16 protein-coding genes are annotated in these 18097 nt (G+C 68.1%); 4 read left to right on the top strand and 12 right to left on the bottom strand.

Annotation, left to right across the window (positions count from 1 at the left end; translation table 11 throughout):
* Nucleotides 1-27: 27 nt before the first annotated feature.
* The 5 genes from rpsR to V7787_RS42265 form a co-directional block, all read right to left on the bottom strand.
* Nucleotides 28-258, bottom strand: coding sequence for a 30S ribosomal protein S18 (gene rpsR / locus V7787_RS42285; RefSeq protein ID WP_031372470.1), 231 nt, complete (start codon nucleotides 256-258; stop codon nucleotides 28-30).
* An 11-nt stretch (nucleotides 259-269) separates the two neighbouring features.
* Nucleotides 270-698: a 30S ribosomal protein S6 gene (gene rpsF / locus V7787_RS42280; RefSeq protein ID WP_336093573.1), complete on the bottom strand. Its 429-nt coding sequence runs from the start codon at nucleotides 696-698 to the stop codon at nucleotides 270-272.
* A 391-nt stretch (nucleotides 699-1089) separates the two neighbouring features.
* Nucleotides 1090-2895 (bottom strand): DUF885 domain-containing protein, encoded by a 1806-nt coding sequence (locus tag V7787_RS42275; RefSeq protein ID WP_336093572.1) that lies wholly within the window; start codon nucleotides 2893-2895, stop codon nucleotides 1090-1092.
* Nucleotides 2896-3191: 296 nt separating this feature from the next.
* A complete protein-coding gene (locus tag V7787_RS42270) occupies nucleotides 3192-3530 on the bottom strand; it encodes a HesB/IscA family protein (protein WP_336093571.1) in 339 nt (112 codons plus the stop codon).
* Between the two features lie 254 nt (nucleotides 3531-3784).
* Entirely contained in the window at nucleotides 3785-4975 is a 1191-nt protein-coding gene (locus V7787_RS42265) for a DUF2891 domain-containing protein (RefSeq protein WP_336093570.1), read from the bottom strand.
* A 194-nt stretch (nucleotides 4976-5169) separates the two neighbouring features.
* Here V7787_RS42265 and asnS point away from each other — a divergent pair, with 194 nt between their 5' ends.
* From asnS to V7787_RS42245, 4 genes are all read left to right on the top strand, one after another.
* On the top strand, nucleotides 5170-6570 hold the full coding sequence (gene asnS / locus V7787_RS42260; protein ID WP_336093569.1) for an asparagine--tRNA ligase: 1401 nt from the start codon (nucleotides 5170-5172) through the stop codon (nucleotides 6568-6570).
* A 225-nt stretch (nucleotides 6571-6795) separates the two neighbouring features.
* Complete coding sequence (locus V7787_RS42255; RefSeq protein WP_336093568.1) at nucleotides 6796-7101, top strand: hypothetical protein; 306 nt, start codon at nucleotides 6796-6798, stop codon at nucleotides 7099-7101.
* Nucleotides 7102-7115: 14 nt separating this feature from the next.
* Entirely contained in the window at nucleotides 7116-7427 is a 312-nt protein-coding gene (locus V7787_RS42250; RefSeq protein WP_336093567.1) for a hypothetical protein, read from the top strand.
* A 70-nt stretch (nucleotides 7428-7497) separates the two neighbouring features.
* On the top strand, nucleotides 7498-8283 hold the full coding sequence (locus tag V7787_RS42245; protein WP_336093566.1) for an SDR family NAD(P)-dependent oxidoreductase: 786 nt from the start codon (nucleotides 7498-7500) through the stop codon (nucleotides 8281-8283).
* Nucleotides 8284-8305: 22 nt separating this feature from the next.
* Here the strand turns inward: V7787_RS42245 and V7787_RS42240 are convergent, their stop codons facing one another.
* The 7 genes from V7787_RS42240 to V7787_RS42210 form a co-directional block, all read right to left on the bottom strand.
* Nucleotides 8306-10135: a hypothetical protein gene (locus V7787_RS42240; protein WP_336093565.1), complete on the bottom strand. Its 1830-nt coding sequence runs from the start codon at nucleotides 10133-10135 to the stop codon at nucleotides 8306-8308.
* Nucleotides 10132-12309, bottom strand: coding sequence for a hypothetical protein (locus V7787_RS42235; RefSeq protein WP_336093564.1), 2178 nt, complete (start codon nucleotides 12307-12309; stop codon nucleotides 10132-10134). Before V7787_RS42235 ends, V7787_RS42240 begins: the two co-directional genes overlap by 4 nt.
* A complete protein-coding gene (locus V7787_RS42230) occupies nucleotides 12306-13478 on the bottom strand; it encodes a BatA domain-containing protein (protein ID WP_336093563.1) in 1173 nt (390 codons plus the stop codon). The genes V7787_RS42235 and V7787_RS42230 overlap by 4 nt, the downstream gene beginning before the upstream one ends.
* Entirely contained in the window at nucleotides 13475-14368 is an 894-nt protein-coding gene (locus V7787_RS42225) for a DUF58 domain-containing protein (RefSeq protein WP_336093562.1), read from the bottom strand. Before V7787_RS42225 ends, V7787_RS42230 begins: the two co-directional genes overlap by 4 nt.
* Nucleotides 14369-14475: 107 nt before the next feature.
* A complete protein-coding gene (locus V7787_RS42220; RefSeq protein WP_336093561.1) occupies nucleotides 14476-15483 on the bottom strand; it encodes an AAA family ATPase in 1008 nt (335 codons plus the stop codon).
* A 207-nt stretch (nucleotides 15484-15690) separates the two neighbouring features.
* A complete protein-coding gene (locus V7787_RS42215; RefSeq protein ID WP_336093559.1) occupies nucleotides 15691-16392 on the bottom strand; it encodes a DUF4159 domain-containing protein in 702 nt (233 codons plus the stop codon).
* 56 nt (nucleotides 16393-16448) lie between these two features.
* The coding region (locus V7787_RS42210; RefSeq protein WP_336093558.1) for a TldD/PmbA family protein at nucleotides 16449-18097 on the bottom strand (1649 nt) is incomplete at its 5' end.

Raw genomic sequence — 18097 nt, 5'->3', positions numbered from 1 at the left:
GGCCAAGCCGCCACTCATTGCTGGCCGTTAGGCGTTGTGGTTGTCGGTGTACGGGATCAGCGCGAGGAAACGAGCGCGCTTGACCGCCGTAGCCAGCTGACGCTGGTACTTCGACTTGGTGCCGGTGACGCGGCTCGGCACGATCTTGCCGGTCTCGGTCAGGTACTGGCGCAGGGTGTTGAGATCCTTGTAATCGATCTCTTTGACGCCCTCGGCGGTGAACTTGCAGAACTTGCGGCGACGGAAGAACTTGGACATGGGTGCGATCCTTATGCGGCTTCGGCGTTGTCGTCAGAGCTGTCGGCGGAGCCGACGGCATTGTCGCTGTCGTCGTCACGACGACGGCGCTCGCCGCGCTCGGGCTTGTCGCCCTTCTCGTCCTTGAACTTCATGATCAGGGACTGCTCGGTGTCGGCTTCGTCGCGCTTCATGACCAGGTGACGCAGCACGGCATCGTTGAAACGGAAACCGTCGACCAGCTCGTTGAGCACGGTCTGGGTGACTTCGATGTTCAACAGGACGTAGTGAGCCTTGACCAGGTTCTCGATCGGGTAAGCCAGCTGACGGCGGCCCCAATCTTCGAGACGGTGGATCTTGCCCTCGCCGGTTTCGATCAGCGACTTGTAGCGCTCGATCATGGCCGGCACCTGCTCGCTCTGGTCCGGATGGACCAGGAACACGACTTCGTAATGACGCATGGTGTGATTCCTTGTGGATGATGGATCGCGCAAGCGACCCGTTTCAGCCCCCCGAAATCCCGCACGCAAACCGCGCCGGATCCGATGGAGCAAGGTCCCCGCCCGGCCCTGTGGCCGCGCGGGAGCAGGAAAGTATGGCAGCCTCAGGGGCTTAGGCGCAAATCGCCCCGTCCGTGGCGACAGGCCTTGGGGCGTTGGCCGCTGGGTGAAAACTTCGCCGGAGCGGGTCGCTGGCCGGTCCGGCGGCAGTCCAAACGCACACGGATTCGTTCCGACATCCCGGCCCCGCTCCGGGGCTGGGCCCCGGAGCGGGACGCGCGCAGCGACTGAGGGCAGCGCGTCCGAATCCTATCTAAAATTTCATATTCCAATAGTAAATTATTGAAATAAATCAATTTTTACGCTTAGTCTCGGCGATCCAAGCGTCGATCCGCTTCTCCAACACGCTCAACGGCACCGACCCAGTGCCGAGCACCTCATCGTTGAAGTCTCGCAGGTCGAAGCGCTCGCCCAGCGCCTGGCGCGAGCGCTCGCGCAGTTCGGAAATCTTGAGCTGGCCGATCTTGTACGCCAGCGCCTGACCCGGGGTGCCGATGTAGCGGTCGATCTCGTTGACCACGTCCTGCTCGGTCTTGGGCGCGTTGTCCATGAAGTACTTGATCGCCCGGTCGCGGCCCCAGCCCTTGGCGTGCATGCCGGTGTCGACCACCAGCCGCACCGCGCGCCACATGTCGTAGGACAGCTGGCCCATGCGGTCGTAGGGGTCGTCGTACAGGCCCATGTCGTAACCCAGGCGCTCGGCGTACAGGCCCCAGCCTTCGCCGTAGGCGACGAAGTAACCGGCGCGGCGGAACATCGGCGCGTCCGGCAATTCCATGCCGCGGGCGAATTGGAAGTGGTGGCCCGGCACTGCCTCATGCAGCGACAGCGGCACCATTTCCCAGGTCGGGCGCGATTCGGGCTTGTACAGATTCACGTAGTAGAAACCCGCGCGGCTGCCGTCGAGCGCGCCCGGCAGGTAATACGCGGTGGTGGTGTCGGGGGCGACGTTGTCGGGAATCGGACGCACGCCATAGGGTTGGCGCGGGATGATCCGCGAGATCTTCACCAGTTCCGGATCGATCCGCTTGGCCGCGGCCTGATACGCCTCCAGCAGCGCCGCCGGGGTCTTGTGGAAGAACTTCGGGTCGGTGCGCAGGTAATGGAAGAATTCGGCCAGCGAGCCCTTGAAGCCGACTTCGGTCTTGACCTTCTCCATCTCCGCGCGGATCCGCGCGACCTCTTTCAGGCCGATCTGATGGATTTCATCGGCGGTGAGCGCGGTGGTGGTGTAGTCGGCGGCGAGGAAATCGTAGTACGCCTTGCCGTCGGGCAGATCGCCGGCGGCGATGGTGGTGCGGGTGTTGGGCAGATAGTCCTTGTCGAAGAACTCGCCGAAGCGGCGATACGCCGGGACCACGGTTTCGCCGATGACTTTCTTGGCTTCGGCCTGCAGCATCGCGCGTTCGCTCGCCAACAGGCTGTCGGGGAAGCGCAGGAACGGCTTGTAGAACGGGCTCAGGGTCGGATCGGCGACGACTTGCTTGGCGATCTGCGCCGGCACGCGCTGCATCAATACCCGCGGCGGGGTGATGCCGGCCTTGACGCCTTCGCGCATCAACGCTTCGGTTTGCTCGATCAGCGTGGGCAGCGCGCGCATGCGCGCGAGCCAATCGCGGTAATCCTTGGCCTGAGTGAACTGCAGGCCCTCGCTCAGACCGTCGGCGGTCTGCACCCCGCCCTGCTGCCCGACCGGCGTCAGGTACTCGCGGAACTTGACCCGCTCGACGCTCTTTTCCAGATTCCAGGCGAACACGTCGTAGTTGAGTTGATCCTCGGCCGACAAGGCGGCGCGATCGATCTTCCGGAGCTGTTGCAAGGCCTGGCGGTCGCCTTCTTCGCGCGCCTGGATCGCGCTCAGGCTCTGATCGGTCCAGCGGTCGTTGTAGCGCTTGTCGCCGCTGAAACTGGCCTCCTCCGGGCCCTCGCGCAGACCGCGCTCCCACTCCGCGTCGAACAACTGATGCAGCGCCTGCGCGCTGGGGCTGCGAGCGGTTGCGGCCGCATTGGCGGAAGCCGGTGCGGGCGCGGCGAAGGAGACGGGCGTGAGCAACAGGCCGGCGGCGATCGCCGTGGCCAATGCGATAGGACGAAGCATGTTGGATTTCCCCTCGAAGTCAGTGGTCGAGTCTAGTCGCCGTGACTGGGGGCGCCGCATGCCGGAAGTTGGTGCGGGTGCGTTCGTCTCGGTTCGCTTCGGTTGAGTGCTGGAAGCGAAGAACGCGTTGTACTTGGTGCGGAGCGCGCGCGCAGTACCTGAGCCTGGAAGCTCGGGCATCTATAGCAGTCGCGCGCTCGTTATGTTGCGTCCTGGTGTGGGACGCTGTTCAAGCGCGTGCTGGGGTGTCGCGTCTTGTGGGGGCGACGACGCTCAGTGGCGTAGCTTCGGTTGGCTCAGGCCGCGTCGGCCGAGGTGGTGAAGCTCTCGCCGCAACCGCACTCGGCGGTGGCGTTGGGGTTCTGGAACACGAACATCTCGCCCAGGCCCTGCTTGAGGAAGTCGATGCGGGTGCCCTCGACCAGCGGCAGGCTGATCGGGTCGACGTAGATGCGCACGCCGTCCTGTTCGAACACGGTGTCGCCTTCGCGCTGGTCGCGGGCCAGGTCGGCGGTGTGCTGCCAGCCGGAGCAGCCGGTGCGGGTCACGCCGAAGCGCAGACCCAGAGCGGTCGGCGTTTCGCTGAGGAAATGCTGGACACGGGCGAGCGCGGCGGGGGCGAGGGTCACGGACATGGGGATACTCGTATTGGGGGCTCGATCGGCGGTCCCGGCGAATCTCGGCCTGGGCGGCGGCGGCTGAATCAAGCGATGCCGGAATCTTACCAGCCCGGCCTCGCTGGGCTGTACCGGATATGGCGGCATCCCGGGCCGGCTTCAAGCCGGCCGTTCATGTGCGCTGGTACGCCGCGCCTGCCCAGCCAATCCGTCCTCCGAACAGGCCCGCCCGAGCGGCTGCGTTCAAGCCCGCGTCCGCATCCCGACCCGGCTCAATCCGCCCTGCCCGCGCCCGTGGCGGCGGCATTCGCGGCCGGTGCCGGCGGCGTTTGCGGCGGCGCCAGCAGATAGGTGGCGAAGCTGCCCAGCCAATGGGCGCCGGCGTAATGGGTGTCGCCGACCGCGATCAGCCCCAGTTCGCGGTGCAGCGCCGCGGCCGCGCGCAAGGCGCCGATCCGGCGGTCGCGCGGCGGCAGGCCGGCGGCGATGCCTTCCAGCATCCAGGCGCGGCTGAGGTTGAGCCCGTCCAGGTGGGCCAGCTTGCCGTCGGCCGGGTCCAGCACCAGCCCGGGCACCAGCCAATCGGCGCGGGCGCGGCGCGGAATCTGCGGCAGGAAGGTCTTGAGCCAGCGCGAGAATTCTTCCGGCGCCAGCACCCGCCGCATCAGATCGGCTTCGGCCAGACACGGCGAGAGAAAGTCCTGGCCGGACGGCTCGAACGCCAGCGGGCAGTCGCGGTCGGCCAGGTAGTAATAGCGCGAGCGCGCGATCAGCGCGTCGCGCAGGGCCTGGTCGCCGCTGACCGCGCTCCAGTCCAGGGCCAGGCCGAAGGCGAACGCGGTCTGACTGTGTTCGCCGACCCGGATCGGCTTGGTCAGCTTGGGCAGCCAGCGCAGCAGGCGCGCGGAGGCTTCGCGTTCCAGCGGTTGCAGCGCCTGCGCCCATTGCCGCGCCTGCGGGTCGTCCCAGCCGCGCAATTGCGCGCCCAGTTGCAGCAGCCAGGCCAGGCCGTAGGGGCGCTCGAAGCTTTCGTCGTCGCCGCGGCGCAGATAGGCCAGTTCGCCGGCGATATTGGCTTCGGTGAGATTGCGCGCCAGCGCCGCGCGCGCCTGCGCGGCGAACGGCGCCTGCGGGAACCGCTGCGCCAGCCGCGCCAGCAGCCAATGCCCGTGGACCGAGGAATGCCAGTCGTAGCAGCCGTAGAACGCCGGATACAGCTTGCTCGGCGCGGCCACGTCGCCGGCGTTGTCCAGGCAGTGGGCGATCTTGTTCGGGTATTCGCGGCTCACGCAGCTCAGCGCCAGACCGGCGAAATGGGCGGCGCGGGCTTCGTCCAACACCACCGGCGCGGGATCGGGCAGCAACGGCGATTTGGGCATCGGTTCCTGCGCTTGCGCCGCGGCGGCGCAGCTCAGCAGCGCCGGCAACGCATACCGCCCGAACCTGCGCAGCAGGCCGCGCAATCGGTGTCGGTCCCGGCTCCGGCCGGCCCCGTCCGCGCCCGCTCGCCCCGCTCCGCCCGTGCCGATATCGCCCATGCCGCGCCCCCTGCCGTGATCCATTGCGCAGTCTAAGGGCAGACGCGCCGGCACGCTGCGCCGTTCCCATCCGTTATGATCGCCGTCCCTCACTTTTCATTGCGCTAAGGCGGCACGACATGACGGTGGTAAGCGTCGAACAGGCACTCGCGGGCAAGATTCCGGCGGGCGGAGAGGTCACGGTACGCGGCTGGGTGCGGACCCGGCGCGATTCCAAGGCCGGTCTGAGCTTCGTCAATGTCAGCGACGGCTCCTGCTTCGCGCCGATCCAGGTGGTGGCCGCCAATACCCTGGCCAATTACGAAGATGAGGTGAAGCACCTCACCACCGGCTGCTCGGTGATCGCCACCGGCACCTTGGTCGCCTCGCAAGGCCAGGGCCAGAGCTTCGAGATCCAGGCCAGCACGCTGGAAGTGGTCGGCTGGGTCGAAGACCCGCTGACCTACCCGATGCAGCCCAAGCAGCACACCCTGGAGTACCTGCGCGAGTTCGCCCACCTGCGCCCGCGCACCAACCTGTTCGGCGCGGTCACCCGCATCCGCAACTCGCTGGCCCAGGCGGTGCACCGCTTCTTCCACGAGAACGGCTATTTCTGGATCAGCACCCCGATCATCACCACCTCCGACGCCGAAGGCGCGGGGCAGATGTTCCGGGTGTCGACCCTGGACATGGTCAACCTGCCGCGCGACAAGGCCGGCGCGGTGGATTTCTCGCGCGATTTCTTCGGCAAGGAAACCTTCCTGACCGTGTCCGGCCAGCTCAACGCCGAGGCCTATGCGCTGGCGCTGAGCAAGGTCTACACCTTCGGCCCGACTTTCCGCGCCGAAAACAGCAACACCACCCGCCATCTGGCCGAGTTCTGGATGATCGAGCCGGAGGTCGCGTTCAACGATCTGGCCGCCAATGCCCAACTGGCCGAGGATTTCCTCAAGTACCTGTTCCGCGCGGTGCTGGCCGAGCGCGCCGACGATCTGGCCTTCATCGCCGAGCGGGTCGAGCCGACCGCGCTGACCCGGCTGGAAGCCTTCGTCAATTCGCCGTTCGAACGCATCGACTACACCGATGCGATCTCGCTGCTGCAGAAGTCGGGGCAGAAGTTCGAGTTCCCGGTGGAATGGGGCCTGGACCTGCAGACCGAGCACGAGCGCTGGCTGACCGAGCAGCACGTCGGCCGCCCGGTGGTGGTGACCAACTACCCCGAGCACTTCAAGGCCTTCTACATGCGCCTGAACGACGACGGCAAGACCGTCGCGGCGATGGACGTGCTGGCCCCGGGCATCGGCGAGATCATCGGCGGCAGCCAGCGCGAAGAGCGCCTGGACGTGCTCGATGCGCGCATGGCCCAGTTCGGCCTGGATCCGGCGCATTACGGCTGGTATCGCGATTTCCGCCGTTACGGCACGGTGCCGCATGCCGGCTTCGGTCTGGGTTTCGAGCGGTTGGTGGTGTACGTGTGCGGGCTGAGCAATATCCGCGATGCGATCGCTTATCCGCGCGCGCCGGGGAATGCGGAGTTTTGATTCGATGCGCGCGCGGCGATGCCGCGCGCCTGCCCTGGCGGCTGGCCCGTCATGGCTTTTTGCTCGTCATTCCCGCGAAGGCGGGAATCCAGAGACTTCAAAGCCGTGTCGCGATACAGCCCTGGATCCCCGCCTTCGCGGGGACGACGGTCTGGAAAAAACCTCGCGACGGGTTGCGGCAACGATCGCGACCGTCGCGAGTACGAATACCGAGGTGAGTAGCAAGTGATCCTGTTCCTGGCCCTGACCTTCGTAGGCATCGCGATCTCCGCCTTCTGCGCGTTCGCGATCTTCTGGCCGCTCGCCCTGGTGCACATGCGCGACCGCCATCCGAGCCTGCGCGGACAACTCGGCGAAGCCGCGTTCGTGCATCCGTCGGCCTGGAGTTGGTTGCTGCGCCAGCGCTACCGCGCCGCCGGCGACCGCAATCTGGACGGGCTGGCCACGCCGGCGCGGGTGTCGCTGCTGATCGTGATCGCCTCGCTGGCCTGCGCCGGACTGCTGTGGCTGCTTTCCACCTTGATGCCTTGAACGATGGTGCCGCAATGAACGATACGAACGACAACGCGCAATGGTGGCTGGCCACCCTCGGCCGCACCGTGATCTGGGCGCGTTTGCGCGTGCGCGAGGCCGGCACCGCCGAGGTGTTCGACAGCGACGGCAACACCCTGCCCTACGACAGCGAAGACACCGCCCGGGCGGCGTTGATGGACGCGGAGTTCGTCGAACTCGACGGCCTGGACGAAGACGACGCGCAAGCGCGCGGCTTCGCCCTGGGCGAACTCACGCCGCCGCAAGCCGGCGACGACGCGGCCCTGGCCGCGCTGATGGTGCAGAAGCTGCCGCTGCCGCACTGATCGGCGCGACGGTCGAGTTATTCGGACACTGCATTTCGTACCGCCGCGTTCAACCGTTTCGGGAGCCCGCATGGACCTCAACCTCACCGGCAAACACGCTCTGGTCTGCGGCGCCTCCGAAGGCATCGGCCGCGCCGCCGCGCTCGAACTGGCCTTGCTCGGCTGCGACGTGACCGTATTGGCGCGTCGCGCCGATGCCTTGGCAGCGGTCGCGCAATCGCTGCCGCGCAGCGGCGCGCAGGCGCACGGCTGGATCGCCGCCGACGTCGCCGACGCCGCCGCGCTGACCGCGCAAGTGCAGGCGCTGGCCGCGGGCAAGCCGGTGCAGATCCTGGTCAACAACACCGGCGGCCCGCCGGGCGGGCCGGCGCATGCCGCGCTCGATACGGCGTATCTGGACGCGTTCCAGCGCCACCTGATCGCCAATCAGAACCTGCTGCGCGCGGTGTTGCCGGGCATGCGTTCGGCGCAATGGGGCCGCGTGGTCAATGTGATCTCGACCTCGGTCAAGGAACCTATCGCCGGCCTGGGCGTGTCCAACGCGATCCGCGGCGCGGTCGCCAGTTGGGCCAAGACCTTGTCGCGCGAACTCGGCGCCGACGGCATCACCGTCAACAACGTGCTGCCGGGCTATACCAAGACCGCGCGGATCGAGCAGATCATCGGCGACCGCGCGCGCAACAGCGGCCAGTCCGAACAGGCGGTGATCGAAGCCATGCGCAAGACCGTGCCGGCCAACCGCTTCGCCGAGGCTTCGGAAATCGCCGCCTGCATCGCCTTCCTGTGTTCGCCGGCCGCCGCTTACGTCAACGGCGTGAGTCTGGCGGTGGATGGCGGGCGGATGCAGTCGATCTGATCGAGCGGTTCGGGTTCGGCGCTCAACGGCCGCGCCGCGAACGCTCCAGCCACCACAAGCCCGCGCTCAAGCTCAGCCAGACGAAGAACCACGGCCACGGCGAGCCGCGTTCGCCGGCGATGTTGGACTCGCTCGCGCTCGACTGCGGCTTGCCGGCGGGCGCCAGACTCAACGCTGCAGTCGCCTCGCGCAACTCGCTGGCACGCAAGCCCGGCGCTTCGTCGCGGCCGCGCACATAGAACGGCAGCGAACGTTCGCCCTGGATCAGCGCGTGCCACCCCGCCGCGACCGGCCAGAAACCCGCGCAGCGCGCCTCGCCGGTCTCCGGATCGATCCGCAACGCTGTCGCATCGCCGCGCGGCGAGGCCACCCGCGCCGGTTCGCTCAAGCCGCACAGCCGAACCCGTTGGCCCTCGCGCGCGACGCCCTGCACGCTCGAGCGCTCACCCGCGCGGGCGCGCGCCAGCGTCGACAAGGCATCGCTCCACACCCGCGCATGCAGATCCTCGCGGCCGGCCAGCACCCAGCGGAAGCTGTCGCTCAGTCCCCACACGCCCCAGCGCCCCTGCCCGAGCGCGCGCCAGGCCGCGAACGGTTTGCCGTCGGCATCGCGGCCGAGCGCCTGCAGATCGGCACCGTCCAGCGCCAACACGCGCCGGGTCAACGATGGCGTATCCGGCGGCGGCTGATCGCGTGGGCGCGGCGCATCGGCCGAACCCGGCCCCAGCCGCGCGCGCAAGGCTGCTTCGTCGCCGCCGGCCGCGGGAACGATGCGCATCGCACTGGTATCGGCGCCGGCCCCAGGCTGGAACCCCAACTCGCGCAACTGCGCGCGCAGCGGCGACGACAACGGTCCGGACACGCGCAGCAACACGCCAAGGCCCGCGCGCGCGGCGGCCACCACCGCGCCGCGCTGCGCTGCGTTCAACGATTCCCAGGCGCGTTCGTCCAATACCAGCAAGTCGAAACCGGCCAGGCTCGCCGCGTCGATGCGGATCGGCGCATCGCCCAACTGCAGGCCGGCGCCGACGCTGATCTGGGTATGCGGCTTCAAGCCGGCATCGACCGCCCAGCGCCGCAAGTACTTCAACTCCGGGCCGGGCGCGCCGGCCAGCAACAACAGTTTCGGCGCGGGCGCGGCGGCGACCGTTATCGGCACGTCGACTTCTTCGATCAAGCGTTGCCGCGCATCGAGCACACGCAGTTTGAACAAGGTCAGACCGGCGCTGCGCGCGAGCGCGCTCAATCCGAAGCCGCCGTCGTTGGCGGGCGTCGCACGGTCCACTCGCTGCAGGCCTGGATCGATCAATTCCACGCTACCGCCCGGCAAACCTTCGACCCGTCCGGTAAGCGAAAACGCCTCGCCCTCGCCGACCCGCAACGGCGCCCACAAGCCATTCAAGCCGCGCGGCGACGGTGCGGGCGCGAATTCGATGGCGTAGCCCCGAGCCGCGTCGCGGTCGCGCGAAGTCAGGCCCGCGCCGAAGATGCGCAAACGCCGCGTATCGGGGTATCGGCGCAAGGCGGTGGCCAGATCCGGCATGCGTTCGCCGGGCGCCGAGGCAGGCGCTTCGGGCAAGGCGATGCGGATATCGCCGGCGCTTTGGGTGATGGCCGCGCCGGCGCCGGCGGTGGCGACGATCATGCTGCCGGCCTGTCCCGGCAGCCGTGGCGGCAACAGCGCGAAGTACAGCAACAACGCGGCCAGCGGTTGCGCCAGCAGCAACAGGGCGAAACGCCACGCGCGCGAACGTTGCTCAGGCGCTGCGCGGTATCGATTCCAGCAAAGCCGCGCCATCGCCATCGATGCGGCCAACGCCAAAACCCCGGCGATGATGATGTCGATGCTCATCGCCGCTCCTGCTGCAAGGCTTCGAAATAGCGCCGATCCAGGGCGTCGCCGCTGTCGCGCGGACGCACCGCCGCGGCGGGCCGGGGCAGCAACGGCCACAGCAAGGCGCGCAGCCGCGCTCGGCAGGAGGCGCAATCGGGTTGCTCGCGCAGGGCCGACAGCGCCGCGGCGAACGCCAGCGGATCGGGCACGCGCTCATCGTGTTCGCGCAGCCAGCGCTCCAGCGCGGTGTAGTCGATCGCTGCGGACGCCTTGGCGTTGGCGCTCGGTTCCAGGTCGCGCCACAGCGCGGCCAAGGTCGGATCGGCCGCGGTCGCAGCGCCGAGTTCGTCGCCGCGGCGGGCCAGCCCCTCGCGTTTGCCGCTGAGCCGGCGGGTTTCGTCGATCGGCGGCAGTTCCGGCCCGACCCGGGCCAGATAGATGCGGCTGGCCTGCTGCACTTGCTTGATGAAACCCAGCGCCTTGTACGCATACGGCAAGGCCTGGCGCGGATGACCCTGACGCAGGTGCAGTTCCGATTGCCACATTTGATCGAGCGCGGCCTTGAGCAGTTTGCGGGTTTCCGGATCGAGCAAGGTCGCGGCTTCGGCGTGATCGTGGGTGTGGCCGTATTGCTCCAGCACCGAGCCTTCCTGGCCGAACACCGGCGCGGCGGCGGGTGCGCTGCCGTGGTCGTGATCGTCGTGGCCGGCTTCGTTGGCGTGCGCTTCGCCTTCGGCGTGATCGCCTTCGGCGTGCGCGTCTTCGCTGTCGTTGGTCGGCAGCTTGGGTTCGCCCTCGGCTTCTTCGCCGAGGAATTGGCCGTAGCGCAGCCGCAGCAGGCGTTGGTCGACGCCGATCTCATCGGAGCGTTTGACGAAACGTTCGGCATCGAGCTTACGCTGCTGCGCGATCAGCGCCTCGGCGTCGATGATGATCTGGCGCTGGCTGCGGAAGTACGCCGGCAAGGTGGTCTTGACCAGCCCTTCGACACCGGTCGCCTCGCTGCCCAGATCGGCCGGCCAGCGCAGGATCAGGCTCGGGCTCAGCGCGATCTGCGGCGTGGGCGCGCGGTTGTCCTGGACCTGCAATTGCACGATCAGATCGTCGCCGACGGCGAACCCCAGCGCGGCCAGATCCAGGCGGTGGGCGTAACGCCGCAGTTTGGCCGGGCCGCTGCCGCGCAGGCTCAGGAACTGTTCGCGGAAGGTGATGTTCTCGCCGCTGCCCTGGGCCAGGGTGATGCGCAGGCGGGCGTCGGCAGCCACGCCGTAATCGTCGCTGGCTTCGAAGTTCAGCGGCCAGGCTTTCTGGCCGGCACTGAGCAAGGTCAGGCCGCGTTCGGGTTCCAACACGCGCAGTTGCGGCGGACGGTCGGCGGTGACGTCGATGCGATACAGCTTGCGCGCCGAGGCGGCCGACGCGCCGGCCGCTTCGATCCGGTACAGCGCGGATTTGAGCAAGACCCGTTGCGCGCTCCAGTTGTCGCCATCGCGCTGCAGCGGCAAACGCTGGCCGTCGTGGAATACCAACGCGACCGCCGCGGGTTGCGGTTGGAACCGCAAGGTCCAGCGCAGACGCGAGGCTTCGGCGACGCGGCCTTCCAAAGTCGGCTCATTGCGCGGCGGCAGCCCGGTGTAGGCCGGCGGGTCGACCCGCAGCGATTGCTCGGTCAAGCGCGGCTGTCCCGGCACGGCGACGCTCGGCGGCGCGGGCGACAATCGATCCAGCGCCTGCGGCGGCGGCTGCGCGGGCCACAATGCGATGGCCGCCAAGGCCAGGGCCGCGAACATCGCCGACAACGCCAACCGCCGCCTGGACCACGGCGGACGCAGATCGGTTTGCGGCGCGGTTTCGATCCGCTGCCGCAAGCGCGTCTGTTGCAGGCGCTGCAAACCATTAAGTTCGTCTTCGCGCGCGAACAGCAAGTCGGCGCTGTCGTCCATATCGGAACGCAGCGCGTTGAGCCGGCGCAGCAACCACTGTGTGTCCAGACCCAACGCGCGCCGCCATGCGAACGCCAGGGTCAGCGCCAAACCCGACAACCCCGCCGCCCAGCCCCAGGACGATCCGCAGCAACGCCCCACCGCCCAGCCGATCACGACGGCCCAGGGCGCGAGGGTCGCCGCCGAATCGACGCCGCGGCGCCAACGCGCCGAGCGCAGCCACGCCCGCAAGCGCGAGGACGCGCTCACGCCACACCGCCGCGACGCGCGCGCGTGGCCAGCCAGCGCTCGAGCAGGAACAGCAGCGCGATCAACAGCGCCAGCCACGGCGCCAGATCCAACGGCGGCAGCGAGTACGCCGCCGCGCCCGCGGTCGGCGCGTAATCTTGTGCGCGCACTCGCGCCGGTTCGATCGCCGCCGGTTCGAACAACTGGCCCAAGCGCCGGGCGAAACCCGGCTGGCTGAGTTCCGGCCAGGTGCGCGGCGATAGCGGCCCGGTGAAGCGCAATACGCGGCCACGGCCGAACGCCGCGGCTTCCACCCGCACCCGGCCGTCGCCGTCGCGCCACAGCGGCGCGTCGAACGCCGGCGCGCGACCGGGCCAGCGGCTTTCGGCGTCGAGCAGCACGGTGCCGCCCTGCTCGACCCACGCGCTTACCGTGTCCGGCACCGTGCCGGGAACCAGCCAGATCAAACCGCGCGCGTCGCGGTCGAAGGCGGTATCCGAGGCGGCCGAATCGATAACCGCCTTGGGATCGCCCAACGCCGCCAGTGCGGCTCGCACGTAGTTCTGTTGCTCGGCGCGATCGGTTGCATAACGAATCTGCGCCAACGCTTGCGCCGGCTTCGGCGTGTCTGCGACGGCTTCAACGCCGGTCGCGGCAGCCGCGCCGATCCGCCATTGCAGCGTTCGCGACAAACGCGGGCGTTCGCCGTCGGCGCCGCGCAAATCGGGCGGCACGTACACCGTCAAACCGGCGCCGGCCGGCAGATTCGAATCCAACTCGCGCAACAGGCTGGCGGTGTTGCGGGAAGCCGCCGGCTGCGCTTGGCCGAGCGCGGGGAAACCCGGCGCCAGCCAACGCAGCTCGACGGTCTGTCCGGCGTATTCGGCGCGCACCCGCACCGCGTCCGCGCCCGGCCACACCACCACCCAAGGCTTCTGGCTGTCGGCCCCGAACAGCGCCGGCTGCGCCAGCAGCAGCGCCAACAACGCCAGCAGCGCCAGCCGCAGCAACAGCAGCGGCCATTCGTCGAAGCGGATCCGATGCCGCGGCTTGGGCCGTTGCCGCAACCAGCGCAGCGCGGCGAAATCGGTCGGACGTTGCTCGCTGCGCCGGGCCAGATGGATGGCCAGCGGCACGATCAACGCCGCCAACGCGGCCAGGGCGATCGGCAGCAACAGCACCGGAGTCACGACGGCTCCGCGGCGTCGCGGGCGCCGAACAATCGGCGCAGCGGCAGGTCGAGTTCTTCGTCGAGCACGTACTCGGCATGGCGGATGCCGCTGGCGTCCAGGCGCGCATCCAGCGCCGCGCGCGCGGCCTGGAAGCGTTCGAGGAAGCCATCGCGCAATGCCGCGCCGTCGCCGAGCAACTCCTCGGCGGTTTCCGGATCGCGGAAACGGTAGCCGCCGCGGAACGGGAAGTCGCGTTCTTCCACCGTGAGGATGCGCAGGCTCAGCACCTCGCGCCGGGCCGAGGCCAGGCGTTCGGCGACTTCCACCGAGGCTTCGTCGAAACCGTCGCCGAGCATCAGCACCAGATCGCCGGCGCCGATCCGCTCCCACAGCGGCCGCAGCCGCGGCGCGGCCGGCCAGGCGCCTTGCGCCGACAGCGAGTGCAGTTCCAGCAGCAGGCGGTCGCGCTGGCGCGCGCCGGTCGCCGGCGCGATCAGGCGCAGGCCGTCCTCGCGCAGCGCGATCAGGCCGAAGCGGTCGCCTTGACGCAAGGCCAGTTCGGCCACGCAGGCGGCCAGCGCCTTGGCCGCGTCCAGTCTCGACCAGCCCGGGCGGGCGGCGTCTTGCTGCGCCATCGATGCGCTGGCGTCGATCAGCAACCACACCGCCAGCGGACTTTCGCGTTCGGCTTCGCGGACGAAGAAGCGGTCCGAGCGCGCGTACAACTTCCAGTCGATCTGGCGCAGTTCGTCGCCGGGCTCGTAGGCGCGGTATTGAGCGAATTCCAGGCCGGCGCCGCGGCTGCGGCTGCTGTGCACGCCGATCCCGTGCGCGCCGACGGCGCGCTTGGAGACCAGGCGCAGGTTGCGCAGGCGGGCGCGGACGGCTGGGGGGATCAGGTCATGCACGCGGGGGGCCGCTCGCTTGGGGCGAAAGCAAGAGCGAATCCCCCCTGCCCCCCTTTTTCAAAGGGGGGAAAAGCTTGGGGCGGGGGTGTATCGGGCCGCTCACTTTGTTAGCCCGCGAAGGGCACGTCGCGCAGCAGGGCTGCGATCACGTCGTCGGCGCTCTTGTTCTCCGCTTCGGCCGCGAACGACAGCAACAGGCGATGGCGCATCACCGGCGCGGCGAGCGCGACGATGTCTTCGCGGGTGGCGGCGAAGCGCCCGTGCAGCAGCGCGCGCGCCTTGGCCGCCAACACCAGCGACTGGCCGGCGCGCGGGCCGGCGCCCCACTTCACCCATTGGCGGATTTCGCCGATCGACGCCGGCCCGGGCCGGCTGGCGCGCACCAGTCGGGTCACCCAACGCAGCAAGTCTTCGCCCAGATGCACCTCGCGCACCCGCGCCTGCAACGCCAGCACGTCTTCGCCGTTCATCACCCGCGGCACCTGGGCACTGTGCGAACCGGTGGTCTGCAGCAGGATGTCGTGCTCCTCGTTCTCGCTCGGATAGCCCACGCGGATGTGCAGCAGGAATCGGTCGAGCTGCGCTTCGGGCAAGGGATAGGTGCCGGCTTGTTCGAGCGGATTCTGGGTCGCCAGCACGAAGAACGGCGCCGGCAGCGCGTGGGTCACGCCGGCGTAGCTGACGGTGCGCTCCTGCATCGCTTCCAGCAGCGCGGCCTGGGTCTTGGGCGGGGTGCGGTTGAGCTCATCGGCCAGCAACAGGCTGGTGAAGATCGGGCCGGGCTGGAAGCGGAAGTGGCGATGGCCGGTGCCGTGATCTTCTTCCAGCAGCTCGGTGCCGAGGATGTCGCTGGGCATCAGATCGGGGGTGAACTGCACGCGCCGGAACTGCAGCTCCAGGGCCTGGCCGAGCGAACGCACCAGCAAGGTCTTGCCGAGCCCGGGCACGCCTTCGAGCAGGCAATGTCCGCCGGCGAGCAGGCCGATCAGCAATTGTTCGACCACTTCGTCCTGGCCGACGATGGCCTGGGCGATGGCGCTGCGCAATTCGCCCAGGCGCGCGAGCTGGGTTTGCAGTTGCGCTTCGTCGATACCGCGTTTTTCGTTGCTACTCATCATCGCTCCCGAAACCACCCGACCCGAAACCCCTACCTACAGAACTCCCCCCTTTGAAATAGGGGGGCTGGGGGGGATTTGCTTTTGCTGTTGCTTCTCAAGGCAACAGCAAAAGCAAATCCCCCGCGCCCGCTTCGCGGTCGCCGCCCCCTTTTTCAAAGGGGGCAAAGGCGGCGCTTCGCGGCTGTGTTGCGTGGCTGTCGCCGATCAGGAATTCAACGCATACATCACGATATTGACCCCGAACTTGGTGTTGTCCTCGGCCAAAAACCGCTTGTTGCGCCAGTCGTAATCCCACTCGCAACCGTAATCCTTGTTGCTGTAAAGCACGCCGAGTCGGCCGTCGATATGGATGCCCTGCAAATAATCGTGAACCAGATCGTCGCCCCAGCCGTTGAGCTCGAACCCGGTCGCCGGCGGTCCGTCGAAGACGAAAAAGCTGCGATAGATCGCATGATTCTTCGGCAAGCGCTTAAGCGCCTTGGGCCCGAAGATCTTCGCCATCTGCGCCTCGAAGGACTTGGCGAACAAGCCGTCGATGTCGTGATTGCAATCGTCGACGAAGACGAAACCGCCGTTGCGCACATAGCGCTCGAAATTGCGCCGCTCATCCGGGTTGAACTCGACCAGCTTGTGCCCGGCCAGATAACAGAACGGCGCGCTCAGCATCTTCGGATCGGCCAGCGCCAGCACATGCTCCTTGGTGTCCACGCGCAGATTGGTGTAGTCGATCAACGAGGTGATCAGGTTCGCCGGCATGCGCTGATCGACGTCCCAGTCGCCGGAGTCGTACTTCAGCCGGGTGAACCAGAAATCGTAGTCGGCCGCTGCCTGCGCCAGCGGCGAGCGCGCCAGCCAGGCGCCGGCCGCGCCGGCCACCATCAAGCGCAGGAATTGCGCGCGGTTCATCGCCGCGCGCCCGCGCTGGCGTTGCACCCATCCACCGGCCGCATCGACGCCATCGCTTACAGCGCCCGCGCGGTGTTGATGATGTTGATGCCGTTGAAGCGGGTCGTGCTGGAACCGTGCGAAACCGCCGAGACCTGGCTCGGTTGGCCCTTGCCGTCGAAGAACGAGCCGCCCAGACGGAAATCGCGCTGGTCGCACACCGCCACGCAGGCGTTCCAGAACTCCGGCGTGCGGATCTGGTACGCCGCGTCTTCGACCATCCCGGTCACCTGCCCGTTCTTGATCTCATAGAACAGCTGGCCGCCGAACTGGGCGTTGTAGCGCTGTTGATCGATCGAGTACGAACCGCGCCCGTGCACGTACAGGCCGTTCTGCACGTCCTTGACCATCTCGGCCACGCTCAAGGGCTGCTTGCCGGGCTTGAGCGAGACGTTGGCCATGCGCTGGAACTGCACGCTGGACCAGGAGTCGGCGTAACTGCAGCCGTGCGATTCCTTGTGGCCGAGCAGATGCGCTTCGTCGCGGGTGGCCTGGTAGTCGACCAGCACGCCGTCGCGGATCAGATCCCATTCGCGGGTTTTCACGCCCTCATCGTCGTAACCCACCGCACCCAGGCTGCCGGGGCGGGTTTTGTCGGCGACGAAGTTGACCAACTCGCTGCCGTAGCGATAGGCCTGATCGCGCTTGTCGAGGGTGGCGAAACTGGTGCCGGCGTAGTTGGCTTCGTAGCCGAGCACGCGGTCGAGTTCGAGCGGATGGCCGACGTTCTCGTGGATGGTCAGGAACAGATTGGACGGATCCAGCACCAGATCGTACTTGCCGGGTTTCACCGACGGCGCCTTGAGCTTGGCGCGGGCGTGGCGCGCGGCGGCGACCGCGTCTTCCATCACATCGTAGGAGCGGCCGTAACCGATCAGGCCGCCGGGCAAGGCGACCTTGCCGGCCGGATCGGCGTCCAGGTATTCGTAGCCCAGGCCCATCGGCGCCGACAGGCCGTCGCGGGTGCGGAACTTGCCGCTGGTCTTGTCGACCGCGGTGGCGGTGAACGGCAGCCAGATCCGGTGCACGTCCTGATCGATGTAGCTGCCGTCGGTGGAAGCGAAATACTTCTGTTCGTTGATTACGAACAAGGTGGAATTGAAGAAATCCGCGCCGGCCTTGAGCGCGGCGGCGTTGACCGAGAGCAGCAGATCGACCTTGTCCTGGATCGGCACCGCCATCGCGTTCTTGCGCACCGGCGTGGCCCAACGCACTTCGCCGACGCCGCGCACCGGCGCCAGTTCGACCTTGCGCGTCTGCACCCGCGCATTGGCGCGGGCGATCGCCAGCGCCTGCCGGGTCGCGGCGGCGACCGCGTCGGCATTGGCGTTGGCGGTGGCGGCGAAGCCCCACGCGCCCTCGCTCAGCACGCGGATGCCGACCCCGGCCGATTCGGCGTTGACGATGTTGCGCACCTGCGCTTCGCGGGTGATCACCGATTGGCGTAGGTAACGGCCGATGCGCACGTCGCAATAACTCGCGCCGCCTTCGCGCGCGGCGCTCAGGGCGACATCGGCCAAGCGTCGGCGCTGGGCGGTGTCGGCCGGCTCCAGCATCGCTTCGGCGGAAATGGCGCGGCCGTAGGGCAGCATGAGTCCGGCCAGCCCGAGGCCGGTGAAACTGAGAAAGTCGCGTCGTTGCACGGTCGGTCCGGCCCTATCGCAGT

Source organism: Pseudomonas sp. CGJS7 (assembly GCF_036961695.1).
The sequence above is the reverse complement of the archived record's forward strand: the minus strand, read 5'-3'. Positions and strand labels throughout refer to the sequence as shown.